We start from the raw sequence: 13,466 nt of genomic DNA, 5'->3' as shown, positions 1-13,466 counted from the left end.
GTTGTTTTACTTTAATCTAATCGGTCTCGTTCATTATTTTATAATGAGTATATTGAGCGTGAGAGGAGTCTACTGAAAAACTCGAAATCAGTATTTTTGTAAAAACTATTTACTTATTCATTTAAGAGAATTTAGCGCGACGTATGGTGGGAAAGCAAGACAAACGGTACCCCGCATCAAGCGAACTAAGAATGAGACTCGGCTCTCGCCTGGAAAGGCCAACGGTAAGATTCGGAAAACCTGATTTATCCCCTATAAAGAAAAAGACTGTAGAAAACTCGTTTGTTTCGAGTTTTCTACAGTCTAAAACCTTCTATTACAGAAGGTTTAAAAATGCTGGTTTAGTTCTTGAAATACATCGTTCCCTATTATTTCTTTACCGTATTCTTGAATTATATGAATTGTTTTATTTGTTTTGTTAGCAAATTCTGATATAACACTTAAAGTATCTAGGATAGATACCAGTTCGTTCATATCGAAGTTAAATTGTACATTCAAGTAATATTTATCTTCATAATAGTACAACGATGAATGAAGAGTTTTTTTATCCATTTTTTTTGCCAATGGTAGCAAGTCATCAAAATTTTCAAATACGAAAGTATAATCCGATGGTAATTCATCTAAATCATCCATATAGCTTGGAAAGTCTTCAAACTCATGGGGACCTATAGAACTCGAAACACCGTTTTTGAAAATTTTTCCTGATTGATCTTCCAACTCAAAACTTGATTCTGATCTATCATTCCCTTTAGTCATTTCCGTTCGAGTAACAATTACTTCCAAACCTTTTTCCATCGCATGAACTTGAATCCATAATGGACCATCTAAATCATCAAAATGATCATCATCATGAACCTCATCCATCATCTCCCAAAAAAGCTGCTCGCTCTTATCTTTGTTAAACCATATTTCATCTCGGCTGAAGCCTCTTTCTTCAATGTCGATGTATGAAATGTATACTTTGAAAGTGTTATCATTGATACGCTCGATATCCATTTAACACATCTCCTTTCGCTTCTGACCGTTTCTTTCTGCAATGTCTACTACTATTGTATGTTGTTTAACAAAAAAAGAAAAGGATTCATACTCACCTTTTCATAATAATAACTAGACTATCTGCATTGTAAGAAAATTTAGGTAACAATGCAAGTACTAAAATAAAAACGCAAGACAATTTCGAGGCAAATGCCTTAATTGTCTAGCGCCTGTTCAATTTACAATCGAATTTTAGTTGCTAAAACCAGCTGATGTTTGTTCAAAATTAATTTGAAAAACCATCGGCTTGGTTGCTATTAGTTAACAAGACGTTGTGCTTCTAGCAATTGATAAGCACGAACTTTTCTCGGCAAAAATCGGCGAATTTCGTCTTCATTGTATCCAACTTGTAATCGTTTTTCATCTAAGATAATTGGACGACGTAATAATCCAGGATACTCTTGAATTAACTCATATAGACGTTGAAGTGGTAAACTCTCCACATCAACATTTAATTTTTGGAATATTTTAGAACGAGTTGAAATAATTTCATCTGTTCCATCTTCTGTCATACGCAAAATTTCTTTTATCTCGCTTATACTAAGTGGTTCAGAAAAAATGTTACGCTCTGTATAAGGAATATCATGCTCTTCCAACCACGCTTTTGCTTTTCTACAAGACGTACAACTTGGTGAAGTAAATAATGTAACCATCAATAAAAACACTTCCTTTCAAAAAGTAATTGTGTTATATGAAGTAGATTATAATTAGTTTAATGTAATAGCATTACTTTTCAAGTATACACTAATTTTAATTTAATTAAAATATGTTTATAAAATTTTTTTTACTATTTACCTGTCTGGACACAAATTCGTTTAAAATATAAGCTATTCATACGACTGAAGGTTAAATAACTGTATGTTTACCTTATACCCATCTCTTATATTATTTAAACCTACTTTAGAAATATTTTTTTACGTTATTCTCATTTAGAAAGGTCAAATTGAAAATGCCTGTTATACTTAATAGTACGTTTTAGATGAAAAAAGGTTTCAAAAAATAAAAAAAGGCAGTTGGAATAGTTCATGCCAACTGCCTTTAATGTTTTTTTCATTTAGTTCAATCAATCTCTATCATCGTTTTCTTCGAGTATTTTCTACAGTCAGACCATAAAATTTTCTTCTTATGTTTCATTATAAATTCTTTAATTATGGCGTATAATCCACACCAGGAGAATACTTATTGCCTGCATTCCACAGTAAAAATTCCTTAATACCGGCTTCATTCAAAGCTCTTATTTGAGCTTCGACCTCATTCTTACCATATTTTTGGTAATTCCCTGATCCTAAATAAGAAGCAGTAAAATCCTGAAGCCAAGGTCGAGATACAGGTGGATTTTCAAGCTCTCCCAATTTAGCGTTCTCTACTTTAGCGTATTCTTGAACCAATCGATATGGTTCGAGATCAGGTTTAGCAATACCGAAATAAGATGTCCAATGACTTGGGTATATCATAGAAGAAATGACATCTACGTTAGCCGATATTTTAGAAAAGTTTTGTCCGATTCCTGGTGCTTCTGGAAGTGTTGCAGAATAACCAAAAATGTCTACAGAGACCTGTGCCCCGTATGGTTTCAATTTCTCTTTAGCATAGGCAACAAAATCTGTAACTGCTTGTACTCGTCTTTGAACAGAATCAAGCTCTGATGTTTCATAGTCCCCCATTGAGTATTTTAGCGTGCTATCTCTTTTTTCAAATCCCTCGGGGAAACGTACATAGTCAAATTGGATTTCTTTAAAGCCCATCTTGGCAGCTTCAATTGCTATTTGGACATTATGATCCCATACTTCTTGTAAAAATGGGTTAACGAATGATTCACCTCTTCCATTTTTCCAAACGGAATTACCATCCACAAACGACCATTCTGGCTTTCGTTCGGCTAACTCCGTATCTTTAAAAACTACGACCCGAGCAATCGGATAAATTTGTTTTTCCTCCATTATTTTTAACATTTTTTGTGGATCCTTTATGTATGGTTTGCCAATATCATATTTTGCTAATGACGAGTCCTCCTTGGGTATGTATGTTAAATTTCCAAAGTCATCCTTTATATCTATTACCATAGCATTTAGTTCCGTAGAATCCATCAGTTTTACTAAATCGTTAAATCTAGAGCCTCCTGCAGAATGACCGGTGACATATACCCCTCTTACTGCATCTGGATATTCAAATTGAAGCCCTGAATCATATATAAATAATTTGGAAGACGAGACGAGCGACTCGTCAATTGCTTGAAAGCTATATTCTTTAGGTGAAAAGCTTTTGGAGAACAAATTCCCTTCAGCTGAAACTGAAGTAGGAACAATAATTGTTGTTGCCATGCCAATAGATGCTAATAATCTTAAAGTATTCTTCATATGTAAAAGCCTTCCTCTCTACTTTTTTCTTCATTCTATCAGTAGTACGGATAGAATGAAAGAATATTAATAAAAAAAACGGCCATTCTATTTAGAATGACCGTTTAAAACTATAATCGTGCGCTGGCAGTTGCTTTTAAAGCTACGTGTTCTTTTTCTGAGCAATAAACAAAATGACCAGGTGTTATTTCACGCATCGCTATTTCTTCCCCATCTTGATAGTTATGTGAAGAAGGATCGTACGATTTACGAACACGAGTACGTTCATAATCAGGGTCTGGAAGCGGAATAGCTGACAATAAAGATTGAGTATATGGATGTAGGGGATTATTATATAAATCCTCTGCAGGAGCAAGCTCGACCAATTTACCGAAATACATTACACCAATACGGTCCGAAATGTATTTAACCATAGATAAGTCATGAGCAATAAACAAATACGTCAATCCTTTTTCTTTTTGCAATTCCTTCAATAAGTTAACAACCTGTGCTTGAATTGAAACATCTAGTGCTGAAATTGGCTCATCGGCAATGATAAATTCAGGGTTTACTGCAAGTGCTCTTGCAATTCCTAAACGTTGACGCTGCCCGCCTGAAAACTCATGTGCATAACGATCAGCATGTTCACGGTTCAAACCTACTGTCTCTAATAATTCTACTACGCGTTCTTTACGTTCTTTCGGATTTTTAACTAGACCATGAATATCTAAACCTTCTGCTATTATATCCAATACTTTCATACGTGGATTTAAAGAAGCATAAGGATCTTGGAAGATCATTTGCATTTTACGGTTGAAAACTTTTAAATCATTTTTAGATTTTTTATCGTGTACATTTACACCATCATAAATTACTTCACCATCTGTTGCATCGTATAAACGAATAATAGTACGGCCAGTAGTTGATTTTCCACAACCAGACTCTCCAACAAGTCCTAGTGTTTCACCTTTATATATATCAAAGCTAATATCATCAACAGCGCGAACTTCATTCGGCTTACCTGGATTGAAATATTGCTTTAGATTTCTGATTTCTAGTAATTTTTCAGCCATTAGTAAGCCCCCCCTTTAGTTCCATTATAATAGCGGCTACCAGGGAATTTTTTCATGCGCTCAACAATCGAAGCAGGTGGCTCTACTTGAGGAGCATCTGGATGTAATAACCATGTTGCTGCATAATGCGTATCACTTACCTTAAAGAAAGGTGGTGCCTCTTCCAGATCGATTTTTAATGCATAGTCACTACGTAATGCAAAGGCATCTCCTTTTGGTGGAAACAATAAATCTGGAGGAGTACCTGGAATTGCATAGAGTTTTTCTTCCCCAACATCTAATGAAGGCATTGAACTTAGTAACCCCCATGTATATGGATGCTGTGGATTATAGAAAAGTTCATCTACAGTACCAATCTCTACAATTCGTCCACCGTACATAACTGCCACTCTGTCTGCTACGTTCGCTACCACACCTAAATCATGCGTAATGAAAATAATAGATGTATCAATTTTCTTCTGTAGATCTTTCATTAACTCTAGAATCTGTGCTTGTATTGTAACATCCAGTGCCGTTGTAGGCTCATCCGCAATAAGGATTTGTGGATTACAAGCTAAAGCTATTGCAATAACAATACGTTGTCGTTGTCCTCCAGAAAATTGATGAGGATACTGTTTAATACGAGCTTCAGGTTTCGGCATTCCTACTAAACGTAACAGGTCTACCGCAATTTTACGAGCTTCGGTCTTACTAACTTTTTGATGTTTCAAAATAGGCTCCATAATTTGTTTGCCTATTGTCATAGTAGGATTCAAAGATGTCATAGGATCTTGGAAGATCATCGAAATATCTTTCCCACGAATCTTTTGCATTTCTTTATCCGTTAATTTAGTTAAGTCTTTTCCGTTAAAAAGGATTTGACCATTTTTAAATTCTGAACTATGTTCAGGCAATAAACGCATGATAGCCTTCGTTGTAACAGATTTACCAGAACCAGACTCTCCAACAATTGCAAGAGTTTCCCCTTTTACTAAGTCGAAATTAACGCCACGAATAGCTTTAACTTCTCCTGCAAATGTATGGAAGGAAAGCTCTAGATCTTTAACTTCTAATATTTTTTCCATGTAGGCTTTCCTCCTTTTAGTCTTTCATCTTAGGATCAAATGCATCACGTAAACCATCACCCAATAAGTTAAATGCAATCATCAATAAGCTTAATATTAAAGCTGGGTACAATAAAATATGTGGCTGGAATTTAATCAATTTATAGCCATCATTAATTAGTGTTCCTAATGAGGCATCAGGTGGTTGTAACCCCAAACCAATAAAGCTTAAGAAAGCTTCAAAGAAAATAGCAGATGGAATAGTAAACATCGTATTAATGATAATTACACCCATAATATTAGGTAAAATATGCTTGGCAATAATTCTACCATTGCTTGCACCTAGAGTTCGTGAGGCAAGAACAAATTCCTGATTCTTGAATTTTAGTACTTGACCACGTACGATACGAGACATGCCCGTCCATCCAGTTAACGTAATAGCGATGATAATCGCAGTTACACCGGGTTCCATGAACAGAAGCATTAAAATAATAATCACTAAATTTGGAATACCAATAAGAATTTCCACAAAACGTTGCATAACATCATCTATACGACCACCATAGTACCCTGAGATACCACCGTAAGCAACACCAATTACAACATCAATCAAAGCAGCTACGAATGCTATGAATAACGAAATTTGTGTTCCTTCCCAGACGCGAGAAAAAGTATCCCGTCCAAGACCATCTGTACCAAACCAATAATACGTATCTACTTTTTTAAATTCATACAAATCTACTTCTTTACCACCTAAAGTACCTACACCGTCAAATATTCCTAGTTTTTCGAGACCTGGAACTTTAGGAGGTAGATTTGCATGCGTAATTGTTTGTTTGTCTGCTTCATGTGGACTAATCATAGGACCAACAAAGGCCATGATTATAATAAACACCAAAATAAAAACACTAACAATCGCAGCTTTGTTTTTGCGTAATCTTAACCAAGCATCTTGCCAAAAACTTACACTAGGTTTAGAAATTCGCTCTGCTTGGGTACTATCTATATGAACTCTTTCAAAAGCATCAGCAGGTAAGTTTTTTGTATCTACGTTCATTAGCTATTACCTCCTGACAATCGAATACGTGGGTCAATAATTCCATAAAGAATATCTACTACGAATATTACGAAAATTAAAAACGCAGAGAAAAACAAAGTCGTACCCATTATGATCGAGAAGTCATTAGACATAATTGACTTAACGAATTGTTCCCCAATACCAGGAATAGCAAAGATTTGCTCAATAACAAGTGAGCCTGTAAGTAATCCAGCTGCTAATGGTCCTAATACGGTAACTAATGGAATCAATGCATTTCTAAAAGCATGTTTGAATGCTATTTCAAAACCACTCGCTCCTTTAGATTTTGCAAGTGTAATATAGTCGGAACTTAAAACTTCAATCATTTCAGTACGAATGAAACGGGAAGCTGTAGCAAGTGGACCCATAGCCAACGCTATAGAAGGTAGAACACTCGACATCCACCCATCTTTCCATAAAGCTACCGGGAATATTTCCCATTTAACACCTAACCAATATTGAAGAAAAGTCGCAAAAACGAAAGATGGAATGGAGATTCCGATAATGGCTATTAATGTACTACCGTAATCCCAAATAGTATTTTGCCGCAGAGCAGCAATCATACCAAACATTATTCCAATTGCAACACCTAATATTAAACCTTGTGTACCAAGAAGAAAAGATGGTCCTAAACGACTTATTATTAAGTCAGTGACATTTGCATTTTTAAATTGGAATGAGTTACCTAAATCACCTTTAGCTAAGTTTAGCATGTATTTACCGTACTGTACCGCTACTGGTTGATCTAATCCATATTTCGCTTCTACTATCGCAAGTTGTGAAGGGGTTAGTTTAGAAGCAGAACTAATTGGGGATCCTGGAAGCGCCTTCATTAAGAAAAACGTCGCCGTTGCAATCAAGAAAAACGTAATCAAGGCATAAACTACTCGTCGAAAAATATATTTTGCCATCTTTGCACCTCCTAAATAAAATATTTTAATAGATTATTATATTATAATATATAAACAGAAAAGACTAGTAATTGTCAAAGTAGAAAAAAATAATAAAATATTTGGTGAATTCTGATTCATTTAAAAAGAGAGTATACGATCCAAAAAGGACACCATATACTCTCTACTTATGAGATTTTCAAACTCTAATTTTCTTTAATGTTTATTAGTTTTTACCTTCAATATAAGCCCATTTGTAGCTATAGTCTCCACCGAATGAGTGAGTAACAATACCTTTAACATATGGTTTTTGAAGTGCCATTACACCGCGTTGGTAAATTGGTCCAATACCGAAATCTTGATCAATAACTATTTTTTCAGCATCAGCCATTGCCTGCCAACGAGCAGCTGCATCTAAAGCTAATTCATTGTTTGAAGAGTTTACAAGTTTATCATATTCTGGATTAGAGTATGACATTTGGTTATTTCCGCCACCAGTTAACCACAAGTTCATGAATGTGTAAGGATCTTGGAAATCTGGTCCCCATCCTGCAACTTGAATCTCGTAATCTTGGTTTGTATCAAGATCTAAACGAACGTTAAATGGAACTTCTTTAAGACTAACTTTTAAACCATGTAAGTTTGTTTCAAGTTGAGACTTGAAGTACTCATCCATTTTTTTAGAAAGTTCTGTGTCTCCACCAAGAATTTCGATAGAAAGTTCAGTAACACCTAATTCAGCTAAACCTTTTTCCCATGCTGCTTTAGCTTCATCTACATTGTAAGTAGCCATATCGCCGTTTACATCACGGAAGTCATTACCATCTGCATCAAAAGTAAAGTCTTTTGGTACTAAGTAGTTAGCTGGAACAGAACCATTTGCTAAAACTACATCTACTAAATCTTGTTTGTTAAATGCTTTTGAGATTGCTTCACGAATATTTACGTTAGCAAGTGGAGTTTTTTCTCCATTACGTTCTTGGTTATATTTGAAATAGAATACAGTAGCTTCCATTTCTTTTACTACTTCTGGATCATTAGCATATTGTAGAGCATATTCACCAGAAAGTGTTGCACGGTCTTTTTCACCATTTGTATAAAGGTTGACTCTAGTTGCATCTTCTTTAACTACATCATAATTGATTTCTGTAAGTTTTACAGTATCTTTATCCCAGTATTGCTCATTTTTAAGCAATTGCCAAGATAAACCTGTTCCGTCCCAGTTAGCAAGTGTAAATGGTCCATTGTATAAAACTGATTCTGAGTTTTTCGCATAGTTTTCACCTTGCGCTGTAACGAACTCTTCTTTTTGTGGTAAGAATGTTCCAAATGACATAAGTGATAAGAAATAAGGAGTTGGCTTTTCAAGCGTTACTTCTAACGTTTTTTCGTCAAGAGCTTTAACGCCTAACTCAGTGTACTCAACAGATCCTTCTGTGATTTCAGTAGCATTTTTAATAACGCCACCCATCATATATGGACCGTATTCTGAAGCAGTGTCAGGATTCATTGCGCGTTTCCATGCAAATTCAAAATCATTTGCAGTAACTGGTGATCCATCAGACCAATTAGCGTCACGTAATTTGAACGTATAAACTAATCCATCTTCAGAAATTGCTGGTTCCTCTGCAGCGATTGCAGGTACAGGTACGTTTTCTTCATTTTGACGATATAAACCTTCATTAACGTTGTTTAAAAGGTCAAAACCTACTGCGTCTGTAACTAAAGCAGAATCCATTGTTGGAATTTCAGCAGTTTGGATTAAATTAAGCACTTGCTCTTCATCTGCAGCTACTTCTTCTGTTGTTGCTGGATCTTCTTCTTTTTCTGTAGTTGTAGTAGTACCTTCTTCTTTGTCGCCACAAGCTGCAAGGAAAATACTAAGAACTAACAGTAGGCTAAAAAGCCATAAAAACTTGCTATTCTTCAAAAGAATAACCTCCTTTAAATAGTCAGAAAAAATTCATTACAATAATTATTATACATTTTCAGAAAGACTTGTACAGATATTTCGGAAATTTTTTTACATTATTGTAACAAAATCATTACATTGTCCTAACAATTGAGAATCTTTGGTAAAGTATTTTCAATTTTTTTACAAATAATTCTCTTAAATTTTGATTATTTTTCATCAATCTTCTATAATCAAATCTTGTAGAGGTGAAATATGAAGACAAAAATAGTTTACTTTTTAGGATTACAACTCCTTATTTTCATTCTTATTTTCATAGTATATGGAAAAATAAACCTAGTTACATATGCCAATATGTCCTTCTATGTTGGAGGTATAATTACATTTTTTGGAATGATGACATATGTTTTATCAGGAGGGTTTTTTGACTTTTTTACAGAAAGCACAAGGAAGGTATTCACTCCTAAGCATTTTAAAAAGGATGCCAGTGAAATGCGTTTACCATCAGAAATTTTCTCATTTCCACACAAACCGATTATTGCTTTAGGATTATCTAGCTTATTCTGTATGTGTATAGCTTTGTTTGTTTATTATAGTTAAGATTTCAGCTTGATTTTTATGTTTCTTCTATACTATAATGTTCAAAATACGATAATGTGCTTCGACGAAGAAAAGTATATTTGACATGTATGATCAGAGAGTCTGCGGTTGGTGCAAGCAGAACATACTTCAAATAGAATGGGCTTCTGAGCAGTATATGTGAACTTAAAGTAGCATATACCGTCCCCTTCACGTTACGAAGAAGAGTGGCTAATAATATTTTAGCAAACTGGGTGGTACCACGGATTATACATCATTCGTCCCTTTATTTAGGGATGTATGATGTTTTTTTATTTTAAGGAGGAAAACAAAATGAAAAAGTTATTTTCAGGTGTCCAACCAACAGGAACCATCACTCTAGGTAATTATATTGGTGCGTTCAGACAGTTTACTGCACTCCAGGATGACTATGAATGTGTATTCTGTATTGTAGATCAACATGCGATTACTGTTCCACAGGATCCACAAGAATTAAATAAACATATTCGTTCACTCGCAGCATTGTATCTTGCTGTAGGTATTGATCCAGAGAAGTCTACTTTATTTATTCAATCTGAAGTTCCTGCACACACGCAAGCTGGTTGGATTATGCAGTGTATTTCATACATCGGTGAATTAGAAAGAATGACACAGTTTAAAGACAAATCCGAAGGTAAGGACGGTGTATCTGCTGCTCTATTAACATACCCACCACTAATGGCTGCCGATATTCTTTTGTATCAATCGGATATTGTTCCTGTTGGTGAAGATCAAACACAACATGTCGAATTAACACGTGATTTGGCAGAACGTTTTAATAAACGCTACGGTGAAGTCCTTACAATTCCTGAAATACAATTACCGAAAAGTGGAGCTCGCATAAAATCTCTTCAAGATCCATTAAAGAAAATGAGTAAATCTGATCCAAATCTAAAAGCAACCATTCGTATTCTTGATACACCAAAAGAAATTGAAAAGAAAATAAAAAGTTCTGTTACAGATTCTGAAGGTATTGTTGCATTTGACCCGGAAAACAAACCTGGCGTATCCAATTTGTTGTCTATCGAATCGGCATTAACGAATGTTTCTATTGAATCACTTGTCCAAAAATATGAAGGTAAGGGATATGGAGACTTTAAAGCATCAGTTGCTCAAGTAATCATTGATCATTTTGCACCGATTCAAGCCCGTTATGAAGAATTACTAAACTCTTCTGAGCTCGATGATATCTTAGACCGTGGAGCGGCAAAGGCAAATATTCTTGCAAAAGAAACACTTTCTAAGATGGAATCCGCATTGGGCCTTGGTAGAAGACGATAGTCGTTAAGGAAACTAGAGATAAACAAAAAATTATAAAGTCATTTGTTTGTAATATATACATGAGGACAGAGCTAAAAGAGTAACCTAGTGATAAAAAGTTTAAATATAGAACTAAATTAGAACATGTAATTATTGCAATTCCATAACTGATTAAAAAAAGTAAAAGTCTAATTTCTATCACTCCTTAATAAACTATATGAAAAACCGTTCCTAAACTTTCGTAAAGGAACGGTTTTTTATATTATTTCGTATGCAGCCTTCTACGCTATTCAAGAATTATTTTGTAGATTTCACAGCTGTATCTGATACAAGTTCAACATCTTGTAAATTACTGAAAGATTCGTTTGCATAATCAATGTTCCAGTTTTTCACACGTTTGTTAACTGGTACTAACTCATAACGGTACATAGTTGGAATAACTGGAGCTTGTTCAGCCATGTATTCTTGCCATGCACGGAATTCTTTCGCACGGTATTCTGGATCGAATGCCTCTGGAGAGTCAATATTTGTTAACGTTTGTTCTAATTGATCTGAAGAATAACGGCTAAAGTTATATTGAGCAGTTTTTGAGTATAATCCTGCTGGAGATGGGTTTGTACCTGTACCCCATGCAGCCATGAAAATATCGATTTCTGGATCGTCAGCTTCAACTTTATCATAGAAGCTATTGAATTCAATTGTACGACCTGTAGTTAATGTTACGTTTAAACCAACATCTTTCCAGTTTTGTAAATAGAATTGAGTAATATCTTCTGCAATATCATCGCCAGCCATTGTAGCAAATTTAATTTCTAATGGTTGACCTGCTTTATCTTCTCGAACACCATCGCCATTTGTATCTTTATATCCAGCCTCATCTAGTAATGCGTTTGCTTTGTCCGGATCGTATTTATATCCTTCTAAAGAATCATCATAGAATGATTCAAATACTGGAGGGATTAGAGAGTTCGCACGTTCACGTAATCCATTATAGAACACTTCTGCAACTTGCTCTACATCAATTGCATAACCCATAGCTTGACGTAATTTTACGTCACCCATTTTCGAACCTTCAATATCGGTTACTACGGTACTCTTATCGAAATCGTATTTACCTAGTTTGAAACCAAGGTAAGCATAGTAAAGCTCTTGACGACCTAATACATCGATATTATCAAAGTCTTTAATTTCTTGCATTTTAGAAGCACTGAAGCTTGAAACAATATCGTATTCACCTTGTTGGATAGCTACTGAAATGGAGCTTGTAGGTACTACTTTAACAAGAACGCCATCTAGTTTTGGTTTACCTTTCCAATAGTGTTCATTTGCAACAAATTGTACTGATTCACCAGGTACAACTTTATCAATTTTAAATGCACCTAAAGTAACTGGATTTTTACGAACAGCATCATTTTCTACTAATTCTGCAACTGGAATATCTTTAATGATGTGACTTGGCTCTGCATATGTCCAAAGACCATCCCCACCACTAAAGATAGCTGGAGATAACTTATTAAATGAAATTTCTAAAGTTGTTTCATCTACTTTTTTAAGACCAGAAATTGTGTCTGCTTTACCATCATGGTATTCCACAGCTCCAACAATATTTTGGAAATCAGCGTCATAACGAACGCCTGTATAATCTTTATGTCCAATAATTAAGTAGGGTTGAATTAAGTCTTCAATCTTAAGTGGTTCTCCATCAGACCATTTAACGCCTTCTTTAATTTTGATTGTTGCTTTATTACTTGCTTGATCGACTTCCATACTTGCGATACCTTTATCAGTAATTAAGAAGTCACCATCTGTTTCAAAAAGAGAGTTAGTAGCAAAAGCTAAAATATCAGCGTCATAACCATCTTCATATAATACATATGAAAAAATACCTTGGAATGGCTCATCTTTAGCCATAGCAACTTTTAGAGTACCACCAGTAATTGCATTTCCATCATTTGTTACGTCTAATGGAAATAATGCTGAATCATCAGCTGCTGGCTCTTCCTCTTTTTCTTTATCTTCTTCTTTACCTTCTTCTGTTTTTGTACCTTCTTCTGTTTTTGTACCTTCCGAGCCTTTTTCTGTATCCTTATTACAAGCGCCAAGGACAAGCATGAAAGCTATAAGTACTGCAAGTAAAGCCCAAAGCTTTTTATTCATTCTGTTTCCTCCTTTTTATTCTCTTTAATATATATATCAAACGTAAAACGTCTAATACCGAAAC

At 34.9% G+C, this 13,466-nt stretch carries 11 protein-coding genes and 1 other annotated feature; of the genes, 2 read left to right on the top strand and 9 right to left on the bottom strand.

The features are described 5' to 3' along the window. Positions 1-327 precede the first annotated feature (327 nt). The 8 genes from mecA to WAX74_RS08470 form a co-directional block, all read right to left on the bottom strand. Positions 328-996, bottom strand: coding sequence for an adaptor protein MecA (gene mecA, locus WAX74_RS08505; RefSeq protein WP_336497234.1), 669 nt, complete (start codon positions 994-996; stop codon positions 328-330). A gap of 296 nt (positions 997-1,292) precedes the next feature. After that, on the bottom strand, positions 1,293-1,688 hold the full coding sequence (gene spxA, locus WAX74_RS08500; protein ID WP_053590237.1) for a transcriptional regulator SpxA: 396 nt from the start codon (positions 1,686-1,688) through the stop codon (positions 1,293-1,295). 495 nt (positions 1,689-2,183) lie between these two features. Continuing rightward, positions 2,184-3,392, bottom strand: coding sequence for a putative glycoside hydrolase (locus WAX74_RS08495; RefSeq protein ID WP_336497233.1), 1,209 nt, complete (start codon positions 3,390-3,392; stop codon positions 2,184-2,186). A 110-nt stretch (positions 3,393-3,502) separates the two neighbouring features. Then, positions 3,503-4,444 carry an ABC transporter ATP-binding protein gene (locus WAX74_RS08490; protein WP_336497232.1) on the bottom strand — a complete coding sequence of 314 codons (942 nt, stop codon included), beginning with the start codon at positions 4,442-4,444 and terminating at the stop codon, positions 3,503-3,505. Further along, positions 4,444-5,508 (bottom strand): ABC transporter ATP-binding protein, encoded by a 1,065-nt coding sequence (locus WAX74_RS08485; RefSeq protein ID WP_336497231.1) that lies wholly within the window; start codon positions 5,506-5,508, stop codon positions 4,444-4,446. Before WAX74_RS08485 ends, WAX74_RS08490 begins: the two co-directional genes overlap by 1 nt. A gap of 16 nt (positions 5,509-5,524) precedes the next feature. Continuing rightward, positions 5,525-6,544, bottom strand: coding sequence for an oligopeptide ABC transporter permease (opp3C, locus tag WAX74_RS08480; RefSeq protein ID WP_336497230.1), 1,020 nt, complete (start codon positions 6,542-6,544; stop codon positions 5,525-5,527). Continuing rightward, entirely contained in the window at positions 6,544-7,476 is a 933-nt protein-coding gene (gene opp3b / locus WAX74_RS08475) for an oligopeptide ABC transporter permease (RefSeq protein ID WP_336497229.1), read from the bottom strand. The genes opp3C and opp3b overlap by 1 nt, the downstream gene beginning before the upstream one ends. Positions 7,477-7,681: 205 nt before the next feature. Continuing rightward, on the bottom strand, positions 7,682-9,385 hold the full coding sequence (locus WAX74_RS08470; RefSeq protein WP_336497228.1) for a peptide ABC transporter substrate-binding protein: 1,704 nt from the start codon (positions 9,383-9,385) through the stop codon (positions 7,682-7,684). Between the two features lie 237 nt (positions 9,386-9,622). Between WAX74_RS08470 and WAX74_RS08465 the strand changes: the two genes are divergently transcribed. Continuing rightward, positions 9,623-9,967: a DUF3899 domain-containing protein gene (locus WAX74_RS08465; protein WP_336497227.1), complete on the top strand. Its 345-nt coding sequence runs from the start codon at positions 9,623-9,625 to the stop codon at positions 9,965-9,967. A gap of 52 nt (positions 9,968-10,019) precedes the next feature. Next, positions 10,020-10,235: a binding site (T-box leader), on the top strand. Between the two features lie 44 nt (positions 10,236-10,279). Further along, a complete protein-coding gene (gene trpS / locus WAX74_RS08460) occupies positions 10,280-11,266 on the top strand; it encodes a tryptophan--tRNA ligase (RefSeq protein ID WP_336497226.1) in 987 nt (328 codons plus the stop codon). A gap of 276 nt (positions 11,267-11,542) precedes the next feature. On the opposite strand, the gene WAX74_RS08455 is transcribed toward trpS, so the two are convergent. After that, positions 11,543-13,402 carry an oligopeptide ABC transporter substrate-binding protein gene (locus tag WAX74_RS08455; protein ID WP_336497225.1) on the bottom strand — a complete coding sequence of 620 codons (1,860 nt, stop codon included), beginning with the start codon at positions 13,400-13,402 and terminating at the stop codon, positions 11,543-11,545. Positions 13,403-13,466: the final 64 nt, after the last annotated feature.

The sequence above is a fragment of the Psychrobacillus mangrovi genome, from assembly GCF_037104765.1.
Classification (GTDB): Bacteria; Bacillota; Bacilli; order Bacillales_A; family Planococcaceae; genus Psychrobacillus; species Psychrobacillus mangrovi.
The sequence above is the reverse complement of the archived record's forward strand: the minus strand, read 5'-3'. Positions and strand labels throughout refer to the sequence as shown.